The sequence below is a fragment of the Pseudoalteromonas sp. HL-AS1 genome (assembly GCF_031198785.1).
Classification (GTDB): Bacteria; Pseudomonadota; Gammaproteobacteria; order Enterobacterales; family Alteromonadaceae; genus Pseudoalteromonas; species Pseudoalteromonas distincta.
Genome location: NZ_CP133569.1, coordinates 1692839 through 1717235, shown reverse-complemented (window position 1 = coordinate 1717235; position 24397 = coordinate 1692839). Strand labels below are relative to the sequence as shown.

Here is a 24397-nt window from a genome sequence, read left to right as displayed (position 1 = left end):
AAATGCCCTCCCAACTAAAAACTAATTATATATTAGTCTTTTTGTGCATTTGCGAAAGCAGCTGCCATTGCGTTTTCAAACACTGGCTCTTCTTTCTTAAGCTTCTCTAGTACTTCTTTCTCTTCTGCTTCGAAAAGAGCTTTTACAGATAAGCTTAAAGTGCGGTTCTTACGATCAACACCAACGTATTTAACTTCAATCTCGTCGCCTACAGAAACAACAGTAGTTGCATCTTCAACGCGCTCTTGAGCGATATCAGCTACACGGATGTAACCTTCAACGCCTTCGATAAGTTCAACAGTTGCGCCTTTCGCATCAACTTCAGTCACTTTACCTTTAACAATAGCACCTTTTTTGTTTGCATCAAGGTAGTTATTGAATGGGTCAGCTTCGATTTGCTTAACACCTAGAGAGATACGTTCACGCTCTGGGTCAACTTGCAATACGATAGCAGTGATTTCGTCGCCTTTCTTGAATTCACGTACAGCTTCTTCGCCAGGTGTATTCCAAGAAATGTCTGAAAGGTGTACAAGACCGTCAATACCACCGTCAAGACCGATAAAGATACCGAAGTCAGTGATTGATTTGATCTTACCAGTAACTTGATCGCCTTTGTTTTGTAGACGAGCAAATTCCTGCCAAGGATTAGCAATACATTGCTTAAGACCAAGAGAAATACGACGACGTTCTTCGTCAATTTCTAAAACCATAACTTCAACAGTGTCGCCAAGGCTTACAACTTTTGAAGGATGGATGTTCTTGTTAGTCCAATCCATTTCAGAAACGTGTACTAAACCTTCAACGCCTTCTTCGATTTCCACGAAACAGCCGTAATCTGTAAGGTTAGTAACACGACCAGAAAGTTTAGAACCTTCTGGGTAACGACCAGCGATAGCTGCCCATGGATCTTCACCAAGCTGTTTAAGGCCTAGAGAAACACGAGTTTTATCTTTGTCGAATTTTAGAACTTTAACTGCGATTTCGTCGCCAACATTAACGATTTCTGAAGGGTGCTTAACACGCTTCCAAGCCATATCAGTAATGTGTAGTAGACCATCAACACCACCAAGGTCAACGAATGCACCGTAGTCAGTAAGGTTCTTAACGATACCTTTAACTTCTTGGCCTTCAACAAGGTTAGCAAGAAGCTCTTCACGTTCTTGTGAGTTTTCAGATTCGATAACTGCACGACGTGAAACAACAACGTTGTTACGTTTTTGGTCAAGCTTGATTACTTTAAATTCAAGCTCTTTGCCTTCAAGGTGAGTTGTGTCACGTACTGGACGAACATCAACAAGTGAACCAGGTAGGAAAGCACGGATTGAATCAACTTCAACTGTGAAACCGCCTTTAACTTTACCGTTGATAACACCAGTAACAGTCTCTTGCTCTTCACATGCTTTCTCAAGACGGATCCATGCTTCGTGACGCTTAGCTTTCTCACGAGAAAGGATAGTTTCACCGAAACCGTCTTCAATTGCATCTAGTGCAACATCTACTTCGTCGCCTACAGCAACTTCTAGTTCACCAGCAGCATTTTTGAACTGCTCTGCAGGGATAGCACTTTCTGATTTAAGACCAGCATCTACAAGTACAATGTTATTCTCGATAGAGATTACTGTACCTTTAACGATAGAGCCTTGCTCTGCTTCAAAACCCTTTAAGCTTTCTTCAAATAACTGCGCAAAATTTTCTGACATACGAATATACGTCTCATATATTAATACCAATAAGCAACCATGCTGCATGGGGTTGTTAAAATAGCACTGGCATCCTGCTGGCGCATAAAATGTGTTTAGCTTCGTTTAGGAAGCTTACCTTCAGAGATAGCAATATCCAATAAAGTTATTACCTTATCAAACACTTGCTGTGCATTAAGATCGCTAGTATCAATCTCAATAGCATCCTCTGCAGGTACAAGCGGAGCAACGGTGCGATTCATATCGCGCTCGTCACGAGCTTGAATGTCCTGTAATAGACCACTTAGTGTAACATCAAGGCCGCGCGTATTCAACTCAACAAAGCGTCTACGAGCACGCTCTTGTGCACTTGCTGTTAAATATATTTTTAACGGCGCATCTTGAAAAACCACAGTGCCCATATCACGGCCGTCGGCAATTAAGCCATTTTCAGTGCGAAATGCACGCTGGCGACGTAATAACGCTTCACGAACGCGAGGTAATGCTGCAACTTTTGATGCCGCAGCGCCTACTTCTTCATTACGAATAGTAGTGGTGACATCTTCGCCTTCTAAAATAACTTTTCCTGCATTAGTTTGGCTATCTACCAAAAACTGCACATCTAAATTTGCAGCAAGCGGGACAAGCCCTTCTTCATTGTCTAATGCAATTTGGTGATGAAGTGCAGCTAAAGATAAAACACGATAAATCGCACCGCTATCTAATACATCCCACCCTAACTTGTCGGCTAACAAGCGACAAACAGTTCCTTTACCTGAACCACTTGGGCCATCAACGGTGATCACGGGCATTAATAACGCCTGCATTTAAAACCTCCTGCAATGCACACCTAAATAAACCGCGACATTATACGTCAGTTATTAAAATATATCTGCTATTAGTGTGTAACTTTTGTAATTACTTCTAATTAGCGTATTCACTGACTGACGCTAAAACATTGAAAAATGTAGGAAATGTTTTATAGGTACACTTTGGATCATTAATTGTTATTGGCTTTCCACCAACGGCAACCATTGCAAAACACATGGCTATACGGTGATCGTCGTAAGTATCAACAGCAACATCATTAAATGTTTCAGGTGGGGTGATCTCTATAAAATCTTCACCTTCTACAACCTGTGCGCCTACTTTACGAAGCTCAGTTGCCATTGCATATAAACGGTCTGTCTCTTTTACTCGCCAGTTATAAATGTTACGAATGGCTGTTGGGCCTTTGGCAAAAAGAGCAACAGTTGCAAGAGTCATGGCTGCATCAGGAATTGCATTGGCGTCAATATCCACGCCTTTTAATTCGCCTTTGCGAACAACTAAACGTTCATCATACCAATCAATTTTTGCGCCTACTTGCTCCATTACTTTGGCAAAGCCTATATCACCTTGAACCGATTTAGCGCCAACGCCCTTAATTTCAATCTCACCGCCTGCAATTGCAGCCGCAGCAACAAAGTAAGAAGCAGAAGATGCATCGCCTTCAACCATTATGCGATCTAATGATTGATATTGTTGACCACCTTTAACTTTAAAAGTTGCATAATCACTGTGCTCAACATTAACCCCAAAACGTGCCATTACATCAAGTGTAATATCAATATAAGGTTTAGAGACTAAAGTACCTTTAATAGTTATTGTTGTATCACCGTTAAATAATGGCGCTGCCATTAATAGAGCGGTTAAAAATTGACTTGAAATACTGCCGTCAATTTCAACTTCACCGCCTTTTATTTGGCCACCCACAATTTTAAGTGGTGGGTAGTCTTTGTGCTTTGTATAAGTAACATCACCACCCAATGCTTGCAGCGCGTCAACCAAGTGCCCTATTGGGCGCTCTTCCATACGTGGCTCGCCTATTAGCTCGTACTCACCAGCAACGGCAGCAAGTACTGCCGTTAAAGGTCTATAAGCAGTACCCGCATTACCTAAAAACAATGGCTCAGTCGGTGTATTAAACACACCACTAACACCCTCTACGGTGGCTACAGTGCGTTCATCATTTAAAGTTACATTTACACCTAATAACTTTAAGGCGCCCAGCATATGGCGTATATCGTCACTATCAAGTAAGTTTTCTACAACGGTAGTACCGCTTGCAAGTGCTGCTAATAATAAAATTCTGTTCGATAGACTCTTTGAACCTGGTAGGGTTACTGTGCCATTTACTCTAGAAATAGGTTCTAAACGAAGCTGCTCCATTAGCTGTGCTCCTTTGCAAAAGCAGCCATAAAGTCTACAAGTGCTTGAACACCTTCAATAGGCATTGCGTTATAAATACTTGCGCGCATACCGCCCACAATTCTGTGGCCTTCAAGAGCAAGTAACCCTGCATCTTTAGACTGAGCAACAAACTTATCATTTAAGCTTTCATCATTAAGCCAAAACGGAACATTCATACGTGAACGGCAATGTTTAGCTACTTTATTGGTATAAAAGCTCGATTCATCAATAAAGTCATAAAGTAGCTGCGCTTTAGCAATATTTTGAACTTCCATCGCTTTTACGCCACCATTACTTTCAAGCCATTGAAATACTTCAGCAGCTAAATACCAAGCAAATGTAGGAGGCGTGTTAAACATGCTGCCTTGTTTTGCTTCTAATGCGTAATCTAAAATGCCTGGCTTAGGTAAGCCTTCACGCTCAAGTAATGTTTTACGAACAATAACGATTGATATGCCCGACGGGCCGATATTTTTTTGCGCACCAGCGTAAATTAAATCAAATTTATTAACGTCTATTTCGCGTGATAAAATAGTTGACGACATATCAGCAACGATCGGTGCAGTTGGGTGGCTTGGTACATCAAAAATTTCTAAGCCGTCAACCGTTTCGTTAGGGCAATAGTGAATGTAAGATGCATCTTCTGGTAACACCCAATCAGCAACCTGTTTAATAGAAAACTCGCCATTGTCATCATTACGCACATCAATAGAGGTTGCTTGAGTAAACTTGTTGGCCTCGTCTGTTGCACTTTTTGACCACACGCCGTTTTCGCAATAAACCGCAACTTTGCCTTCTTGGTGTAAATTTAATGGCACAGCACTAAACTGACCACGACCACCGCCATGCATAAACAGCACTTCAAATTCATCACTGATATTCATTAGACGACGAAGGCTGGCTTCACATTTAGCTGTAAGGGCTAAAAACTCTTTGCTACGATGGCTTATTTCCATCACAGACACACCTAAATCTTGCCAATCTAGAAACTCTTTTTGTGCTTTTTTCATAACCGCTTGCGGAAGCATAGCTGGCCCCGCACAAAAATTATATTTACTCATTACCTTTGCCTCATTCCAGTAATTTAACTACTAAGCATGAACGCTCAATACCCACTCACTAAACCTTTGAGTTTTAGTGAGTGAATATAACTTCACACCCTATTAATTTTTTTCAACAACATTAAAAAAAGCGGCCAAGGCCGCTTTTTCAATATCAATTATTCTGAAGGAGGATTATCATCCGCTACTTCATCAATAACCGTATCTACAGTTTCAACGTCTTCAATATCAATCAAGTCACTTTCTGTAACTTCAATCTCTTCTATACGTTGTAAACCAACTACTTGCTCTTCGTCAATAGTTCTGATCAAAATAACACCTTGGGTGTTACGTCCAACCGTAGAAACTTCATTAACGCGAGTACGTACTAAGGTACCACGATTTGAAATAATCATGATTTCGTCGTTGTCATCAACTTGTACAGCACCAACAACAGCACCGTTACGCTCACTCACCTTAATAGATACAACACCCTGTGTTGCACGGCTCTTAGATGGGTAATCTTCAAGTTGTGTACGCTTACCGTAACCATTTTCAGTTACCGTTAAAATAGCACCGTCAGTTTTTGGTACAATTAACGATACTACGCGTTGATCATCGGCCATTTTAATACCACGAACACCTGTAGCAGTACGACCCATTGGGCGAACACCTTTGAAGCGAATCTCAGGGTTACCTTCTTCGTCTAATACTGGGTTACCGTTTTCATCAACAACTGTTGTTTCTTCAGCTTCTTTAAAGCGTACAACTTTACCTGCATCAGTGAACAACATAATTTCGTTGCTACCATCGGTAATATCAACACCAATCAAGCTATCGCCATCATTTAAGTTAACAGCAATAATACCGCTTGCACGTTGACGGCTGTAAGCCGTTAATGGTGTTTTCTTAACTGTACCAAACGCTGTTGCCATAAAGATGTATTTATCTTCTGCGTACTCGCGTACTGGCAATATAGCAGTAATACGTTCATCAGCTTCAAGTGGTAACAAGTTAACAATTGGCTTACCGCGCGCTGCACGACTCGCTAGTGGTAACTGATACACTTTAAGCCAATATAAACGACCGGCCGTAGAGAAACACAATATAGTATCGTGTGTATTTGCAACTAATAGACGCTCAATGAAATCTTCATCTTTCATCTTCGTTGCTGACTTACCTTTACCACCACGACGCTGTGCTTCGTAATCAGACAATGCCTGATACTTCACATACCCTTCGTGAGAAAGCGTTACGACTACGTTTTCTTCAGTAATTAAGTCTTCAAGGCTGATATCGTGAGCAGCTGCATTAATTTCAGTGCGACGCTCATCACCATATTGCTCTTTAATTTCAACTAGCTCGTCACGAATAACTTCCATTAAACGCTCAGGAGTTGCCAAAATATAAAGTAGTTCAGCAATTAGTTCTAATAACGCTTGGTATTCGGTTAAGATTTTTTCGTGTTCAAGACCTGTTAGCTTATGTAAACGCAAATCAAGAATTGCTTGAGCTTGTTGCTCAGAGATATAATATTGACCATCGCGAATACCAAGTTCGCTTGCTAACCAATCTGGACGAGCAACATTATCTTCACCTGCTTTTTCAAGCATACCTTGTACATTACCTAATTCCCACGGACGCGCTGTTAAAGCAATTTTAGCTTCAGCAGGTGTAGGGGATTTACGAATAAGTTCGATAATTGGGTCAATGTTTGCAAGCGCAATCGCTAAGCCTTCAAGCGTGTGTGCACGGTCACGGGCTTTACGTAAATCAAATACTGTACGACGAGTTACTACTTCACGACGGTGAATAATAAACTCTTCTAACATTTCTTTTAAATTGAAACATTTAGGTTGGTTATTAATTAGCGCAACCATATTCATACCAAACACAGTTTGTAACTGAGTTTGTGAATACAAGTTGTTTAAAATAACTTCGCCTACGTCACCACGTTTAATTTCAATAACGATACGCATACCGTCTTTATCTGATTCATCACGTAGCGCACTAATACCTTCAATTTTCTTATCTTTAACCAGCTCAGCAATTTTTTCAATTAAACGAGCTTTATTAACCTGATAAGGAATTTCGTGAACGATGATTGTTTCACGGCCTGTTTTTTCATCGGTTTCGATGTCGGCGCGTGCACGCATGTACACTTTACCACGGCCAGTTAAGTAGGCTTGTTCAATACCCTTCTTACCGTTGATAATTGCAGCCGTTGGGAAATCAGGACCAGGGATATAATCCATTAACTCTAAAATAGTTAAATCTGGATTTTGAATAAGTGCCAAACAACCATTTACAACTTCAGTTAAGTTATGTGGTGGTATATTTGTAGCCATACCTACTGCAATACCTGACGAACCATTCACTAATAAATTAGGAACTTTCGTTGGTAAAACATCAGGGATGAACTCAGTGCCATCGTAGTTAGGAACGAAATCAACCGTTTCTTTTTCAAGATCGGCTAATAACTCATGCGACATTTTAGCCATACGTACTTCTGTATAACGCATTGCCGCTGCTGAATCACCATCAACCGAACCGAAGTTACCTTGGCCATCTACTAGCATATAACGCAGTGAGAATGGCTGAGCCATACGAACTATCGTGTCATAAACTGCACTGTCGCCGTGTGGGTGGTATTTACCGATTACGTCACCGACCACACGGGCCGATTTTTTGTAAGGCTTGTTCCAGTCATTACTAAGCTCGTTCATTGCAAACAAAACGCGGCGATGAACAGGTTTTAAGCCGTCACGTACGTCTGGTAATGCACGTCCTACAATTACGCTCATTGCGTAATCTAAGTAGGAGTTTTTTAACTCGTCTTCAATATTGACTGGCAGAATTTCATTGGCGAGATCAGTCATTTGATATCACATTCCTTCAGTATCAGCTCTCAACAACCCGGTATTGGGTATTAAGAGTATTGTTATTATTTCTAACAGCCATGCTATCACAATTAATTTTAATTTACAGGCGCAAAACTTTGCGATTTATCAATTTAGCCCTATATAATGGCCTCAGATTGACGAGGAAGTATTTTATGACCGAACATCAAAATGTAGATCACGCAGAAATAGCAAAATTTGAAGCCATCGCCGAGCGTTGGTGGGACCTAGACGGAGAATTCAAACCTCTTCACGAAATTAACCCGTTACGTTTAGACTTTATAGCAAACAAAACGCAAGGCTTATTCGATAAAGAAACACTCGATGTTGGCTGTGGTGGCGGTATTTTAAGCCAAAGCATGGCGCGCATGGGCGCAAAAGTAACTGGCATCGACATGGGGCAAGAGCCTTTAACTGTTGCTAAGTTGCACAGTTTAGAAACTGGCGTAAATGTAGATTACATAAAAGTGCCAGCAGAAGAGTTTGCATCGCAACACCCAGAGCGCTTTGATGTAATAACCTGTATGGAAATGCTTGAGCACGTTCCCGACCCAGCATCTATCATTCATGCCGTAGCTGCACTTGCCAAACCAGGCGCAGACGTGTTTTTTTCAACCCTAAACAAAACACCTAAGGCATATTTATACGCCATTGTTGGCGCTGAAAAGCTTTTAAAAATGGTCCCTGAAGGTACACACGACCATAAAAAGTTTATAAAACCTGCGCAGCTTATTGCATGGGCAGAGCAAGCGGGTTTAAAAGTTCGTGCAAGTACAGGCCTTTCTTATAATCCACTATCAAAGCAATATACGCTCAATAGTGACGTTAGCGTAAATTACATACTGTACTTTGAGAAGTTAGCTTAATGGCTAACTCTCAAGCCCCCCTCTCCCTTATTGAGTACGATGCATTTTTATTTGATCTAGACGGCACTCTACTCGACACCGCTGATGATTTAGGTGCGGCTTTAAATGCAGTTCTCATTAATAATAAAATAGAGCCTGTTAGTAGTGATGTATACCGCCCTGCGGCATCTAACGGCGCAGGCGCATTATTAGAGACTGGTTTTAAAGAGTTATGGGACACACAACCTCAAAGCGAACTTATTAAGCAATTAGTTGACGAATACGCTGCAAACATAGCAAATCACACGCATTGCTTCAGCGGTGTTGAATCGTTGCTTATTGCCCTTGATCAGAAAAAGATCAAATGGGGGATCATGACTAACAAACCAGGGTTTTTAACTGATCCTTTAGTGGCAGCAATTCCCGCATTGAAAAATGCTAGTGTAGTAATAAGTGGCGACACCTTAGCTGAAGCTAAGCCATCCCCTTTACCGCTGCTATACTGTGCAAAGCTTATGGGAGTGCAACCAAAACGCTGTTTGTACATTGGTGATGCACAGCGAGACATACAAGCAGGCAAAGCCGCAGGTATGCGCACAGCAACGGCACTTTGGGGCTACATACCAAGTATTGATGAAGCCAACAGCTGGAATGCTGATTTTAACTGGCAAAGCCCAATTGATGGTTTTAACCATATATAGTGCCATGTTAATTAATAAACACTATATATTGTGATTGTGTTAGTTTTTACGCAAAGCTTGCTGATAAAAAAAGCAGTCAAAATTTATTTTTAAAATGCGTAAATTTAGCAGATCATTAGTTGATTTTTGCATATTTCAACTTAAATGATTGTTCGAAGGTGAGTGTCTACTAACACAAATACGTTATCCCGAAGTTATCCACAAATAGGGGCAATTATGTCCCTTGCAAAACAACTCAGACCACACTATCTTGTGATCTCTAAATTGAACAACACCAGATATTGTGGCCAAATGTTATTCAATTAAATTCGCAAATATGGCGAAACTTATAATAAATGAGTATATACCTTGCCTCGGCGAGGTATAAAGCATTGGTCAAAATACATAATTCCCAAGGAATACAGGCAAATGAACCAACAGTTATCTGTAAGCAAACGTGACGGGCGTAAAGAGCCTCTTGATCTGGATAAGATCCATCGCGTTATTGAGTGGGCCGCCGAAGGTTTAAACAACGTTTCGGTTTCGCAAGTTGAATTAAAGTCGCACATTCAGTTTTACGACGGTATTCGTACTAAAGACATTCACGAAACCATCATTAAAGCAGCAGCGGATCAGATTTCAAAAGAATCGCCTGATTACCAATACTTAGCTGCACGTTTAGCTGTATTCCATTTACGTAAAAAAGCGTACGGTCAATTTGAGCCACCACGTTTATTTGACCACGTAACAAAAATGGTTGGCGATAAACGCTACGATGCTCATTTACTAGTAGATTATACAGAGCAAGAGTTAGATGAGCTTGATGCATACCTTGATCATTCTCGCGATCTTAACTTTAGCTACGCTGCTGTAAAGCAACTTGAAGGTAAGTATCTCGTTCAAAACCGTGTATCGGGTGAAATATACGAAAGTGCACAGTTTTTATATATTTTAGTTGCAGCAAGCTTATTTTCAGATTACCCACGTGAAACACGTACTGATTACATTAAACGTTTTTACGATGCAGTATCTTTATTTAAAATATCTCTACCAACGCCAATTATGTCGGGTGTACGTACGCCTACTCGCCAATTTAGCTCGTGTGTATTAATTGAATGTGGCGACAGCCTTGATTCAATCAATGCAACGTCGTCAGCTATTGTTAAATACGTTTCACAACGTGCGGGAATTGGTATTAATGCAGGTAGAATACGTGCGCTAGGTAGCCATATTCGTAACGGCGAAGCGTATCACACAGGTTGTATCCCTTTTTATAAGCACTTTCAAACAGCGGTTAAAAGTTGTTCACAAGGTGGTGTACGTGGCGGCGCAGCAACATTATTCTACCCGCTTTGGCATTTAGAAGTAGAGAACCTACTTGTACTTAAAAATAACCGTGGTGTAGATGACAACCGCGTTCGTCACCTAGATTACGGCGTACAGTTTAATAAACTAATGTACTCTCGTTTAATTAAAGATGACTACATTACATTATTTAGCCCATCAGATGTGCCTGGCCTTTATGATGCATTTTTTGAAGACCAAGCTGAGTTTGACGCACTTTACGTTAAATACGAACAAGACGAGTCTATTCGTAAAAAACGCATTAAAGCCATTGAGCTTTTCTCTATGTTTGCGCAAGAGCGTGCAAGTACTGGTCGTATTTATTTACAAAATGTGGATCACTGTAATACACACAGCCCATTTATTTCTAAAGTTGCGCCAATTCGCCAATCTAACTTATGTTTAGAAATTGCATTGCCAACTAAGCCACTTAATAACGTGAATGACGAAGAAGGCGAAATTGCCCTTTGTACACTTTCTGCGTTTAACCTAGGTGCAATAGAGTCACTTGATGAGCTTGAAGAGCTAGCTGAACTTGCAGTACGCGCACTTGATAACTTACTTGATTTCCAAGACTACCCTGTACCGGCTGCTAAAAATGCAACTATGGGTCGTCGTACACTAGGAATAGGCGTAATTAACTACGCATACTACCTAGCTAAAAACGGTAAGCGTTATTCTGATGGCAGTGCTAATGCATTAACACATAAAACCTTTGAAGCTATTCAATATTACTTAATGAAAGCATCAAACGAGCTTGCTAAAGAGCGTGGCGCATGTCCTAAGTTTAACGAGACAACGTATTCACAAGGTATTATGCCAACAGATACGTATAAACGTGATTTAGATAAAATTTGTGATGAGCCACTTCATCTTGATTGGGATACACTACGTGCAAGTATTAAAGAGCACGGTATGCGTAACTCAACACTAAGTGCGTTAATGCCATCAGAAACATCGTCGCAAATCTCTAACGCAACTAACGGTATTGAGCCACCACGTGGGCATATTAGCGTTAAAGCAAGTAAAGACGGTATTTTAAAACAAGTTGTTCCTGAGTATGAGCGTTTAAAAGATCAGTACGAGCTACTATGGGACATTCCATCAAACGATGGTTATCTACAACTTGTTGGCATAATGCAAAAATTTGTTGACCAAACAATTTCTGCAAATACAAATTATGATCCAAACAAGTTCGAAGGCGGTAAAGTACCTATGCAAGTCTTATTAAAAGACTTACTAAGCGCGTACAAACTAGGTGTTAAAACCTTGTATTACCACAATACTCGCGATGGCGCCTCAGATTCACAAGAAGATGCTCCAGAAGTGGAAGATGACGATTGTGAAGGCGGCGCGTGTAAAATATAACTGCTGATTTTTATTTTAAGCGGGCATTTAGCCCGCTTTTTCTGATAGTTTTTTGAGTGATAAACATGTCTTATACTACTTTTAGCCGAAACCATAATAACCAAATGCAAGAGCCAATGTTTTTTGGCCAAACTGTAAACGTATCTCGTTACGACCAACAAAAATACCCAATTTTTGAAAAGTTAATTGAAAAGCAACTGTCTTTCTTTTGGCGTCCTGAGGAAGTAGATGTAAGTAAAGACCGTTTAGACTTTCAAGCATTACCAGATCACGAAAAGCATATATTTTTAAGCAACTTAAAATACCAAACACTGCTTGATAGTGTACAAGGTCGTTCGCCAAACGTGGCTCTACTTCCAATTGTATCGCTACCAGAGCTCGAAACCTGGATAGAAACATGGGCGTTCAGTGAAACAATTCACAGCCGCTCATACACGCATATTATCCGTAACGTAACACAAGCACCTGAGCTTATTTTTGATGACATTGTTAGCAACGATAAAATTAGCGAACGTGCTGATGCCGTAACTAAATACTACGATGACTTAATTAACTCTGTATCGCTTTACAACTTATACGGTGAAGGCAAACACGAGATTAACGGTAAAACAGTTATCATTAATTTATTTGAGCTTAAAAAGAAACTTTACCTGGCTATGATGTCGGTAAATATTCTTGAAGCGATTCGCTTTTACGTAAGCTTTGCATGTTCGTTTGCATTTGCTGAGCGCGAGCTAATGGAAGGTAACGCTAAAATCATCAAGCTAATTGCACGCGATGAAGCACTTCACCTTTCTGGTACTCAGCATATTTTAAACATTATGCAAGACGGTAAGGACGATCCAGAAATGGCGATTGTTGCTGCCCAGTGCCGCGACGAAGCAATTAAAATGTTTGTTGATGCTGCAGAGCAAGAAAAAGAGTGGGCCGAATACTTATTTAAAGATGGTTCGATGATTGGCTTGAATAAACATATTTTATGTCAGTACGTTGAATACATTACCAATGCACGTATGACTGCAATTGGTTTGCCAGCACAGTTTGAAAATAACAGTAACCCTATCCCGTGGATAAACTCGTGGTTAGTGTCTGATAACGTGCAAGTAGCACCACAAGAAGCAGAAATAAGCTCATACCTTGTTGGTCAAATAGACTCTCAAGTTGATGCATCAGAATTTGGTGATTTTGATTTATAATGAGTGACAAGTCTACTGCAAGCATAACGCTTGCAGAAAACAGCCAGTGTATAGAATTTACCACAGGCTGCCCTTCTCTTTTACAGTGCTTAGAGTCCATGAAAATAGACGTCGCATTCCAATGCCGTGAAGGTTACTGCGGCGCTTGTAGAGCAACGTTAGTGTCAGGTAGTGTTGAATATAACGAAGAGCCACTTGCGTTTGTGCGCGAAGGCGAAATACTGTTGTGCTGCTGTAAACCCAATGGCGATATTACTCTGAGCTTTAAATAAACCCGCTAATTAGACTTGCCACTGAAACTTGGGGGTCTTGTATGATGGATGTATATAATTTCTGAACTAGCTTAGTGGAACTATAACATTTAAGTTAATTTAATTTCTACACTACGCCCAGCTTCAAGCTCTTGCATTGTATAGTCAAGTTCAAGTTTTTCTACAATACGCTCTACAATAATCAAACCAATACCGAAACCATGCTGTTTTTCATCCTCGCTTAGTATTTCGTCATTATGATTACTGATCATAAATCCATCTGTATCGATCTCAATCATGACTTGCCCTTTAGCCGTGTTTTGAAAGGCATTGCGAACCAAGTTGTTACAAGCAATTTGCAGCAATGTAGGATGAGTCCTAAAAGTGAGATCATCACCAATAACCAACACTTTCACAGTATCATGACTTAAGTAGAGTTGGTTCTCTGCCACAGACTTACTCATAATTGTTTTTATACTGCAATTTTCTTTTACTAACTCTTTTTCAGTTTCTTTACTTAACCACAGTAAAGCCTCCATTTGATATTTCATATCTTCAATCGCAGTTAACATGCGATTTAACACTCGTCGCTCTTGCGGTTTTAAATCATTCATTATTAACTCTAACAATTCCATATTTGCTGATAACACAGCCACTTGAGTACGAAGTTCATGGCTGCTAAAACGCGCAAATGCATGCTCTTTTTCTAAAATATGGCTAAAAGTATCGAGGCTTTTATTCATGGTTTTCGCAAGGTAATTAATACCACCCGATTTCATTCTCGGCAGAGCAAGCGGTTTACCTGCCGCAATGCTATCTGCCCATTGTGCAAGTTCTGCGACCACAGAGTTAACTCGGGCGATTTGAAATAATTGAAACATAAACAAGGCGATTATCATTGTAGTGGCAGTTATAATTGCTGGTTGCATCTTATCGGTTAGATAAGTTTTTAACTCAAGGTCATTAAAGCGCGTATTGTTATGATAGTACGCATAATAATCACGACCCTCATGGCTAATTCGGTAAATAAGAATGATTTCAGAGACCGTCCATAGCCCACCAAACTGATTAATATACAAATTCACTTTCCCAGTATTAATTTGCGGCTCAGTGGGGACATTATAGACATGTAAGCTTAATTGCTGATACCCCGAAACAAACTGCATACGGTCATCACCTAAAATCGTAGCCTGATCACCTTGATAAAGCGATGGATTAGTCTGTAAACGACTCATAGAGCGCTCAGCGAAGTCTTGTAACACTTCAATTTTTTGAGTGATATATTCTTTTTGATAATTAAACGAGCTATAACTTAAATAAATCACAATGAAGATAAATAACAGCAAGGCAACCGTTAAAGTCGCCTTAAACTGTTTAAATTGTAATTGCGGAAAGCCCATTTATAGATTGGCTCTTTTCAAAACAGCCCCGCCATTGACAATATGCAGCAACGGCTCGGAAAAAGGTTTGTCTACACGCTGTCGTAGGCGATGTATGTGCACTTTTAACGCTTCACTGTCGGGAATATCGTCTCCCCAAATAACATGCTCAAGCATTTGCCTATCCACACAATTAGGATACGCTCGCGCTATAACTTCTAATATTTTCCATCCCGATGGTGTTAGTTTTAATTGCACCCCTTCGCGAAAAGCAAGATGCTCACCTAAATTAAGTTCAAGTGCCAAGTCTTTTATAACGAGTTTTTGTGCATTACCACTACGTCGTTTTGATAATGTTTTAATACGTGCAACTAACTCTTTTAATTCAAATGGTTTAGTTAAGTAATCATCTGCACCACAGTCAAAGCCAGCTAACTTATCATCTAATTCATGTAATGCGCTCAGCATCAAAATAGGAGTGTCAATGCCTTGCAAGCGTAACTCCTGACACATTTGCCGACCATCAAGTTTTGGCATAGTAATATCGGTCACTATCACATCGTATTGGTTTTTCTTTGCGAGCGTAACACCTTGTAAACCGTTATCTGCGTAGTCACAAATCAGTCCCATCAATTCCAAAAATTCAAGTACTGTCGCGGCAAAATTTTTATCATCTTCAACGTATAATATCCGAATACTCATAGGGTATTTTTACCTCACACTACTTTGCATACGTATGTAGCAAAAAATAGCTAATAATGATTGGGGTTCGTCCCATCTCCAGTTAACATACTGTACATAATTTCATTCTGGTTTTGTACAAATTTATCATGAGCAACTCGTACCTATTTATTGTTTTCTCGGTGTTTTTTCTCACTGCTTGTGATTTCCACTATACCTTTGATGAAAGAAAACCGGTCCCGCTCTCTCAACACGATTTTGCTACCAGTCCGGGTTATAAACTCGATTATGAGGTGTATATGCCTAACTCATTCTCAGGTTGGAAAGCAGAGCAAAACAATCAATTACGTTATCACGGACAAATGCAAAGCTACCAGATCAACAATATTTTTATTGGTGGCACACAAGTTGATAGTTGGGGCGCGAGATTCAAAATTGCCAGCGCTGATTGGAACCATGAATTCGCTTTTGCCAAAGCTCACGATACACCTGAGCAGTCTAAGTTTGGCATCAAACAACAAGGCAGCGTGGTGCAGCTCAAACATATTTTTTATGCCTCTGATATGTATTTTGAGCTGCCGATTAATAACCAAGCAAATTACTTACATGTTGAGTTTAAAGTAACTCGTTTAGCTGAACATCCCGACGCTTTATTGTTTATTTATGTTACCCAAATGCCCATCGAGAGGGATTAGTGATATAGCAGCACCACCAGCTGCAGCTAATTGTAGATTTAGCACCGTACTGGCATCAACAACTTGCTCTTTTATTTCATACGCTTCTGGATTATTTTGCCAATCAGTGTTGGCTGCGTCCTGGTAAATAGTCGCAAAGTACTGCCTATTAGCAGGTAAAAAATCTAGTTTTAAACTTAGTTTACGGGCTTCAGAATTTGTTGCGCTGGCGATAAACCACTGCTGCTTTGCTCGCCGTGCAACACTGATGTACTCACCTATTTCAGCGTTTAATACTTTGCTGTCGTCATAATCAACGTTAAGTGCTTTAATAAATTCAAATGCAGGATGGTCTTGATAGTTTTCAATCATATCTGCCGCCATTTGAAGCGGACTATATAGCACCAACATATTGGCTAACTGCCGCGCAAGAGTGGTATGTACACGATAGTGACTTTTCTGTGGGTTGCCTTGCCAATCAAAACGTTGCCCTTGAAACCGGCTGTAATCGATATCAAAAATTCCAGGAGTGTAATCCATCGGCCCACTAAGCAGGCGAGTAAAAGGTAAGATCATCGTATAATCTGCTGAGTTTCCGTCACTCCATGCATTATATTCACCTCCGCGTGCCCCCTCTCTGGTCATCATATTCGGCCAAGTACGACGAATGCCGGTATCTTTGATTGGCTCATGGGCATCAAGCATAATATGGTACTTTGCTGCCAGTTTAACAATTTTACGATAGTGATTAACCCCAAACTGACCTTGATGATGCTCGCCATTGCTAAAGCCTTTTTCAGCCACATAACCTGTTTTAACGGTGTTGATACCTAACTTGTTATAAATAGAAAATATTTCGTTCACATGACTTTCATAAGCAGCAATATTCCCACCGGTTTCATTATGCCCAACAATTGCAACGCCTTGGCGTTTGGCATAATCGGCGACTTTTTCAAGATCAAAATCATCGGTTGCGACTAAATATGCTTCGCGAGTGCCCCATTGTTCCCACCCTTTATTCCAGCCCTCAAACAATACCCCTTGAATATTATGCTGTTTTGCAAAATCAATATATTGCATTGCTCGCTCGGTAGTCGCAGCATGCCTTTCTCCTTCTTGCCATGTGTGCACACCTAAATGAATCCCCCACCAAATACCTATGTATTTCATGGGTTTTATCCATGCTGTTTCGCTGATTTTATTGGCTTCATTTAAATTTAAAATCAAATCTGAAGATGCCAGTTGTGCTGCACTATCAGCTATTTGCAGCGTTCGCCAAGGAGTTCTAAATGGAACCTTTGTTTTAACTTTTGTGCCATCTTGCCAAGGCACTAGTTCAGCGCTTAACTGGCTATTATGCTCATGCTTTAACGTCATACTCGCGTAATCGGTTAATGCTGCCTCATGAATACTTAAGTGCACGCCGTTTTTGCTGCGCATAGTGAAAGGTGTTTGTACGTGCTCAACCTGTGAAACGGGACTGTGTTTATATAGTTTTTCGTAACTATCGTAGTCAGCTTCTATCCACCAACTTTGATAATCCTGCGCTAGATTAAACTGGGTTTTTTCATCCATAATAACGACATTACTGAGTGCTGTTTGTTGAGGGAACTCATAACGAAATGCAATGCCATCATCATAGGCCCGAAAGCGCATATTTATTTTACGTTCACTTTGCTTATCTTTTAACGCGATGAAAAGCTCATTATATTCATTCGTGATATTTTTGCGTTCTCCCCAAACTGCCTGCCAGTCTTTTTTAAATGACTTGATCTGACTACTGATAACTTCAAATGTTTCCAGTGTCGGCTGTTTTTGTAACGTAAACCCTAACTTAGAAGGCATCAGTAACTGGGTATCATTTTTATCAACCTGATAAGTAAGCTGGCCTTTATCATTGAGCTGCACAGTAATATGTATTTGATTATTGGGGGAGTGAACTGAATGTCTGGTTGGCTCTTGAGAGCATGCTTGGCAAAGCCAGCAAAGCAAGATTATTGCGATCGTTCGCATACCTATTCCTTAAACTAAAAATAAAAAAGAGGTAAAGTATATGGAAGGGTAACTAACCACATACTCCACCTCTTTTGACAACACTTGGGACTTAAAACTTATAACTTGCTGATAGTAATAAGCTGCGGCCATATACTTGGTAGTCACTCACCAATGCTTTATTTTCTGCAACATAAGCTTTAAAAGGTTCATCTGTTAAGTTATAAGCTTGCAACATGACCGTTAAACCTTCGAGAGAATCAATCCCTGATTCAGAGAAGTCGTAACCAATTTGTGCATCGACTAACGTACTGCCTACGATAACTTTTGCGGCATTGTTGTAACCCAAAGAATCGGGGTACTCATCGCGTTTTCGCATACTGGCTCTGATCTGCCAGCCATTACTTTCATAGAAGGCAGTAAAGTTAAAGATTGAGTCTGAAAGACCAGGCATACGCAGCTCACCTTTATCTTCAACTTCTACTTTAGCATCAAGGTAAGTAATACTAGCAACAACACCAAAACCATCAAGCTCATCGGCAATTATGTGGCCTGGAATAGTCGCAGAGAGTTCAACTCCATCAATTTTGCCGTTACCCGTTTTGCCCCATTCATATAAATAACCTTGGTTGTAGTTAATTGTTTCATCTGGGCCAATATTGGCATATTCACTGTATTGGCTAAAATCAATCGCAGTTGGTACTACTTCTTGCCAATTTGGCATGTCTTTATAAAAGCCTGCAACCGAGATATAACCATCAGCAGCAAAGTAATATTCATATGATAAATCCCAGTTTATTGCCTCCAGCGGTTTTAACTTAGATGTACCAGAGTATGCACTCCATGGCGTTCTATCTAAACTAAACCCTTCTTCTCCAGGGTCTTGGTTTACAGTATTATTAAAATTGATTTCAAATGCTGGGCGCAGCCTATCCATACGTGAACGCGAAATAGTTTTCGCTACAGAAAAACGTAGGTAGTGGTCATCATATAAATTAAGATTTGTATTAAGTGAGGGCAACGTTTGGCTATATGATACACTATCACTTACTGGATCACGTTTCACATAACTATCTATTGGTAAATCCCCTTCATAAGGAACCGTTGAGCCAATGTAGCTTAAACCGTCTTGCTCAGTTTTAATGTACTGCACCCCCATATTACCCGACAGATAAATATCGTCGCTAATTGCGGTTTCAAAATCGGCCTTAGTATAGAAAGTTATCACTTCTTCACCAATGCTCCAGCTATTCGTGGCACGCGACATTTCAGTTAAGTCACTGACAAATTCATCGTAGTAACCTTGGCTGTATATGCCTTTTGAGTCATAGCTGATCATACTACCCATGCCTAAAAAATCTAATGAGGTAGGCGATAACGCTAAACCTGCCGGTACATCCAGCATATTTGGGTAGTCTTTTAAGGTAAGGTAGCGACCAGTATCCAGTTTCGATTTTTCACGGTCACTGTAATTAATGCCAAATTGAAGTTGAGTGAAAAAGCCCCCTTCTAATACTTGTTTGGCGTCCAAACGTAATGTAGTTAACTCATCTTCTATTTCGATAATAGATAAAAATCCATCTTGGTCGTCACTTGCAGCATAAAGTGGATTGCCCCCACCCCAACTTAATGGCCCGCCTAACTTATAAATCGCTGAATCGCTGTAGTCTTGATCTGAATCGAATTCAACCCCTTCATTTACATCCTTCATCCAAAACTCAATATTTTCCATAGCACCAACGCCATCACCACGGCCACTACCTGCGTATGTTTCTAACTGCCATTTATTGCGTGTTACTTGCGAATAGCTCGCATCAAAATTAACACTCAATGTGTCAGTCATCTGGTAATCAATATTTAAGCCAAACGCTTTCAGTGCTGAGTCTTCAGTTTGATAGTCACCATGTAATACTGATTGCGTGTTACCAATAATGCCATGACTTACAACTCCATCTTTCGTTTCAAGGACTTGCATATTAGCCCCACTCCACGCCGCAGGAGTTTCAATACCACGTTGAATTTGCTCATCTTCAAAATCAATATAAAGTGCATCAGCGATTATGTGAAAGCGTTCGGTTGGCTTAAATTCCACGACGGCCATAACCGTATCACGAGTTTGTAACGTCGAACGCACTCGTGGATTCGCACCACCGAGAATATAATTTGTTTCGCCATCAACCTCTGTTGTCGGCCATGCATCATCGCCCCACGCTAACCATTTTTGTTGTTGGGTGGGTGACGTCATATGATTAAATGACAGTGCTAAGCCAAGATTATCGTCTGCGAATTGATCTATATATGAAAAGTTATAACGCTCACCCGAATCATCACCATCGGGATTTAGATTACCTAATGTATTTTTTTCGTAAGTCGCACCTACTTGGATATTTTGTTCACCATAAGCAAGTGGTTTAACCGTTTGTAAGTCAACTACCCCAGCTATACCTTGGGTCATTAAACTCGCATCTGCAGACTTATGAACCACTACGCCTGACATTATTTCAGCAGGGTAAATAGAAAAATCCACACCTCGATTATCATTTAAAGTAACTTGTTCGCGACCATTTAGCGTTGTCGCTGAGAAGTCTTGGCTTAGACCACGGATAGATATTTCACTGGCTTTGCCATTAATACGTCGTGCAGCGATACCAGGTAAACGAGTGATCGTTTCCGCAATACTTGGATCAGGTAGTTTGCCGATATCCTCAGCAGTGATCGCTTCAATAATCGACGTGCTGTCTTGCTTGACTGACTGGGCTTTTATTAAACTTGCTCGAAATCCCTTAACTTCAATGACCTCAACGCTATCTTCGTCAATAGCCTGCTGTTGTATTTGTTGTGCTGCATTTACGTTCAGCGTAAATAAGCCAGCGGCAGCCAATGCTAAGGTAATGGCTTTTGGTTGAAAGTTTTGCATCACATGCATCTCCAAAAATATTATTATGTGTGTGAAAGTAGGTAACAACTTAATCCCTTAACAACCACTTTATTGTTAACCAAGTTACAAAATGGTTACTGGCCCCAAATTAATTCAAAACACTGCACCAAACCAGTAGTAAGGCGCAGTAAATAGGGAAGTAAACCATTTAAAATACAGTGAATTAAATATTAAAACCCAGAATTATCAGGCCCCAAAATTAAGTTGTATGTAGGCCATTTATTTACCCCATTTGCACCATTTGTGACCGTTACATTCTCTAAATAGGCCTCACCTTGTGCTTGAAACTCCATACTAAAATCACCTGCGCTGCCATTTGCTTGAACACCATTAATGTTGACGTTTTTAAATAGCAAATTTTCAACTCGTTTTTGCCAGCTAACTAAAATAGCTTGGTGTGTACTATCAATAATATCGACATTGTTAACCTCGATTGGTGCTGTGATGTCAGCAGAATCTGCATAAACCCAGATTGCGCCTAACTGTGATTGCCAATTAGGCTCATACCCGCCTGTTCTCAGTAATGTCGTATTTTCAACCCGATTTTCAACCCGTGTGGTACCTGCCAGCGGCGTTGGATTAAAACGCGTGCCAATTGCAACACCTGCAGAGCCTGTTAATGTATCTGCAAAAATGTTATTAAGAATCGCATTATCAGTACCGCCATAAATCCCAGCACCATTGCCAAGCAGTGGTACTTGTACTGTGTTATTAATAAATGCGCTGCGTGTGACAGGTGAACCAGATGACCACATTGCCAACGTATCATCACCAGTATTACGGATCATTGATTGGGTAATATGGGTATCTTTTATATCGGTGTGAAGATTTACACCATCTGCGAAAGTGTTACGGATCCTAAGTCCTACGGCTAATAAACCGTCAGTGCCTGCAGAGCCCCACAGACCAACTTTAGTATGTTCAATCCAAATATTTTGTAGTAGTGAGCCCGTACCAAAATTACCTTCCAGTGCAGCATGAAAAGCAGCGTCATCACGATAACGTACATCGCCATCAATCATTAAATGCGCAATTGTCACGTTATCACCTGTAGCATAAAACCCACCTTTACCATTTAAGCCAGCAATAACTGAATACCAAGGGCCGGCTCCAATGACAGCAACATCGGCAAGATTAAACCGATCACTGACAATAAAACGTCCAGCAGGTATCCATACCCCTGTACCTTGATATTTTGCGCTATTAATTGTATTGCGAATAGCGGTTAAATCATCAATGCCATCATTAGCTACCGCTCCAAAATCTTCGATTGATACAAATCCAGCTGGTTTACTGCGCGGTGCCTCGACTAATTCCGTTTCAATTAAGTCAATATCATAATGCTGTGAGCTTGCATTTGCGTCTTTTTCAAAGCGTAATATCGTACCTGCTGGCAGTGTTTGCCCCAACATCATCCGTGAACCATCGAAATAACGCTGCGGGGAACCTTGCGATGGATTATTACCATATGGGTAACTTCCATAAACCCAGCTAAATAAACTACTTACTTGATGATCACCAAGCTTAACGCCATTGGCGAACACTCCCAGAGTCTGTATTTCACCACTGCCACTCGCTGTATCCGGGATAGAGCTGCGTAATACAAACGCATTTGCAGGTTCATTAAGAGTAAACTCTACATAGTCACCATAATTAGCTAACCTTACGGCTTGGCGGCCGGATGCTTCGGCGGCAACTTCATGAAATACACGGCTTGGTGCCATTACCTGCGCATTTGTAACCCCTTGTTCTGCTTCATAAGCAATATATGGCGTAGTGGCTCCTCGAGCTTGCAACTGCGCGCCTTGTTCAAGAGTAATATTATCAATTGCATATTCCCCTGTTGAGCTACTATGTTGCGCGAGAGTAAGTGTTCCGATGCCTTTTTTTAAATTAAGGCTATAAGCTTTATCCGTAAAGCCAGTGGTAGACTCAAAAGTAAGTTCACCAGCTGCTATACCATCGATAAGCAAATTAGCATGCTGTGTACTACCAGTATTATTTTGATAACGAAAGGTCACCGTTTGCGCACCACTTTGAGCCGCATTAACGGTTGTGATAATGCGTGAACTAATTTGTGCGCTTTGGACTGCTGCGCCAGTGCCCTGATAACCTAAAATTGATGTAGACAGATACGCCCCCCCCTGAGAGAAATGCATTCTCAGCTTCGTAGTAATTGCCATCAACAGGGTTTACTACCGGCGGCTCTGTGGGATCAGGCCCAGGGTCTGTACTTGTAACTTGGATTAATCCAACCGTATCTAAATTTATGTTCCCTGAGTCACTATTGGCAAATAAATAACTTAATGAATGACTGCCCACATCTAAATACACCGTATGTGCAAAGCTTGTCCAACTATTCCAATTAGCAGTTGCAGGTAAACTAATTTGCTCGCTGTTTTGATCTGTAACCAGACTCAATGTGCGTACACTGCCCGTACCATTTGCGTATCTCAATTCTAATTCATACATACCAGCTTGCATTACATCAACGTTAAACTGGCTACATGCTTGACCTTTATGACTATCAACGAAGCCTCTGCCACTGTAGCCTGCGTGCGATGTATCAACAACTGCACCTCCAGTCAGCGCCGCCTGCTCTAATTCTAGCTGTTGATTGACGATTAACACGGGTGTTGAGGGGGGTGGTTTGGCTACTACTAATAGTAAAGCTATCAAGGTTTACATTTCCACTATCTTGATTATCAAAACGAAGGTTAATCATATGATCTCCCGCGCTTAAATTCATCGTGTTAGCTTGGTTCAACCAATCTCCCCAATTACTACCGTTACCAAAATTGAGCTGTTGAATATATTGATTATCTACATATAAACTTAATGACTTGCTGCTTCCTGTGGCATTAGCATATCGCGTGTCTAAGCTATAAACCCCAGCTTGTGGTACATTAAATGCAAAGTTAACAACAGCATTACCCTTGTTACTATCGGTAAAGCCGCCTAGGTAGCCTGAACCTGAGAAACCGGTATGTTCTGACTCAAATGCTGCACCACCTGTATAATTTGCATTTTCAGCTTCTTGTTGCGAAAGTGTTTGCGCATATGCTTGATTAGATAGCGCATTGAGCCCCGCAATAGCAGGGATCAATAAAGCCTGAGTTAAGCTTAATAGTAAACGCTTGACGTTCATTTTTAAGCTCCTTATTTTGTATGTGAATGAAAATAAACGTGCTTTTTATT

Annotated in this window: 18 protein-coding genes; 6 read left to right on the top strand and 12 right to left on the bottom strand. The window is 40.6% G+C overall.

What is annotated here, in order from left to right; genetic code table 11:
* Positions 1–32 precede the first annotated feature (32 nt).
* The 5 genes from rpsA to gyrA form a co-directional block, all read right to left on the bottom strand.
* Complete coding sequence (gene rpsA / locus RB214_RS08025; RefSeq protein WP_002961176.1) at positions 33–1700, bottom strand: 30S ribosomal protein S1; 1668 nt, start codon at positions 1698–1700, stop codon at positions 33–35.
* A gap of 95 nt (positions 1701–1795) precedes the next feature.
* Entirely contained in the window at positions 1796–2506 is a 711-nt protein-coding gene (cmk, locus tag RB214_RS08020; protein ID WP_002961166.1) for a (d)CMP kinase, read from the bottom strand.
* Positions 2507–2603: 97 nt separating this feature from the next.
* Entirely contained in the window at positions 2604–3890 is a 1287-nt protein-coding gene (gene aroA, locus RB214_RS08015; RefSeq protein WP_002961165.1) for a 3-phosphoshikimate 1-carboxyvinyltransferase, read from the bottom strand.
* The gene (gene serC / locus RB214_RS08010) at positions 3890–4972 is read right to left on the bottom strand and encodes a 3-phosphoserine/phosphohydroxythreonine transaminase (protein ID WP_033021486.1); all 1083 of its coding nucleotides are present in this window, start codon (positions 4970–4972) and stop codon (positions 3890–3892) included. The genes aroA and serC overlap by 1 nt, the downstream gene beginning before the upstream one ends.
* Before the next feature lie 158 nt (positions 4973–5130).
* Entirely contained in the window at positions 5131–7830 is a 2700-nt protein-coding gene (gene gyrA / locus RB214_RS08005) for a DNA topoisomerase (ATP-hydrolyzing) subunit A (RefSeq protein WP_002961163.1), read from the bottom strand.
* Between the two features lie 176 nt (positions 7831–8006).
* On the opposite strand from gyrA, the gene ubiG reads away from it, so the two are divergent.
* The 5 genes from ubiG to yfaE all read left to right on the top strand — a co-directional run bounded on the left by ubiG (position 8007) and on the right by yfaE (position 13556).
* Positions 8007–8717 (top strand): bifunctional 2-polyprenyl-6-hydroxyphenol methylase/3-demethylubiquinol 3-O-methyltransferase UbiG, encoded by a 711-nt coding sequence (gene ubiG / locus RB214_RS08000; protein ID WP_002961162.1) that lies wholly within the window; start codon positions 8007–8009, stop codon positions 8715–8717.
* Positions 8717–9397 carry an HAD family hydrolase gene (locus RB214_RS07995; protein WP_002961161.1) on the top strand — a complete coding sequence of 227 codons (681 nt, stop codon included), beginning with the start codon at positions 8717–8719 and terminating at the stop codon, positions 9395–9397. The genes ubiG and RB214_RS07995 overlap by 1 nt, the downstream gene beginning before the upstream one ends.
* Before the next feature lie 408 nt (positions 9398–9805).
* Positions 9806–12088: a class 1a ribonucleoside-diphosphate reductase subunit alpha gene (nrdA, locus tag RB214_RS07990; protein ID WP_002961160.1), complete on the top strand. Its 2283-nt coding sequence runs from the start codon at positions 9806–9808 to the stop codon at positions 12086–12088.
* A 65-nt stretch (positions 12089–12153) separates the two neighbouring features.
* Positions 12154–13284: a class Ia ribonucleoside-diphosphate reductase subunit beta gene (gene nrdB / locus RB214_RS07985; RefSeq protein ID WP_002961159.1), complete on the top strand. Its 1131-nt coding sequence runs from the start codon at positions 12154–12156 to the stop codon at positions 13282–13284.
* Positions 13284–13556 carry a class I ribonucleotide reductase maintenance protein YfaE gene (yfaE, locus tag RB214_RS07980; RefSeq protein WP_309168794.1) on the top strand — a complete coding sequence of 91 codons (273 nt, stop codon included), beginning with the start codon at positions 13284–13286 and terminating at the stop codon, positions 13554–13556. Before nrdB ends, yfaE begins: the two co-directional genes overlap by 1 nt.
* Positions 13557–13645: 89 nt before the next feature.
* On the opposite strand, the gene RB214_RS07975 is transcribed toward yfaE, so the two are convergent.
* A complete protein-coding gene (locus RB214_RS07975; protein WP_309168792.1) occupies positions 13646–14935 on the bottom strand; it encodes a HAMP domain-containing sensor histidine kinase in 1290 nt (429 codons plus the stop codon).
* A complete protein-coding gene (locus RB214_RS07970; protein ID WP_309168790.1) occupies positions 14936–15616 on the bottom strand; it encodes a response regulator transcription factor in 681 nt (226 codons plus the stop codon). It abuts the gene before it with no gap.
* A gap of 278 nt (positions 15617–15894) precedes the next feature.
* On the opposite strand from RB214_RS07970, the gene RB214_RS07965 reads away from it, so the two are divergent.
* Complete coding sequence (locus tag RB214_RS07965; RefSeq protein ID WP_309168789.1) at positions 15895–16290, top strand: hypothetical protein; 396 nt, start codon at positions 15895–15897, stop codon at positions 16288–16290.
* Here RB214_RS07965 and RB214_RS07960 read toward each other — a convergent pair.
* The 5 genes from RB214_RS07960 to RB214_RS07940 form a co-directional block, all read right to left on the bottom strand.
* A complete protein-coding gene (locus RB214_RS07960; protein ID WP_309168788.1) occupies positions 16246–18282 on the bottom strand; it encodes a glycoside hydrolase family 97 protein in 2037 nt (678 codons plus the stop codon). The two genes, RB214_RS07965 and RB214_RS07960, sit on opposite strands and share 45 nt — an antisense overlap.
* Positions 18283–18373: 91 nt before the next feature.
* Positions 18374–21178 (bottom strand): TonB-dependent receptor, encoded by a 2805-nt coding sequence (locus RB214_RS07955; protein ID WP_309168787.1) that lies wholly within the window; start codon positions 21176–21178, stop codon positions 18374–18376.
* 191 nt (positions 21179–21369) lie between these two features.
* The gene (locus tag RB214_RS07950) at positions 21370–23358 is read right to left on the bottom strand and encodes a glycosyl hydrolase family 28-related protein (RefSeq protein ID WP_309168786.1); all 1989 of its coding nucleotides are present in this window, start codon (positions 23356–23358) and stop codon (positions 21370–21372) included.
* Complete coding sequence (locus RB214_RS07945; protein WP_309168784.1) at positions 23270–23830, bottom strand: CBM35 domain-containing protein; 561 nt, start codon at positions 23828–23830, stop codon at positions 23270–23272. Before RB214_RS07945 ends, RB214_RS07950 begins: the two co-directional genes overlap by 89 nt.
* On the bottom strand, positions 23766–24347 hold the full coding sequence (locus RB214_RS07940; RefSeq protein WP_309168783.1) for a CBM35 domain-containing protein: 582 nt from the start codon (positions 24345–24347) through the stop codon (positions 23766–23768). The genes RB214_RS07945 and RB214_RS07940 overlap by 65 nt, the downstream gene beginning before the upstream one ends.
* Between the last annotated feature and the right edge of the window lie 50 nt (positions 24348–24397).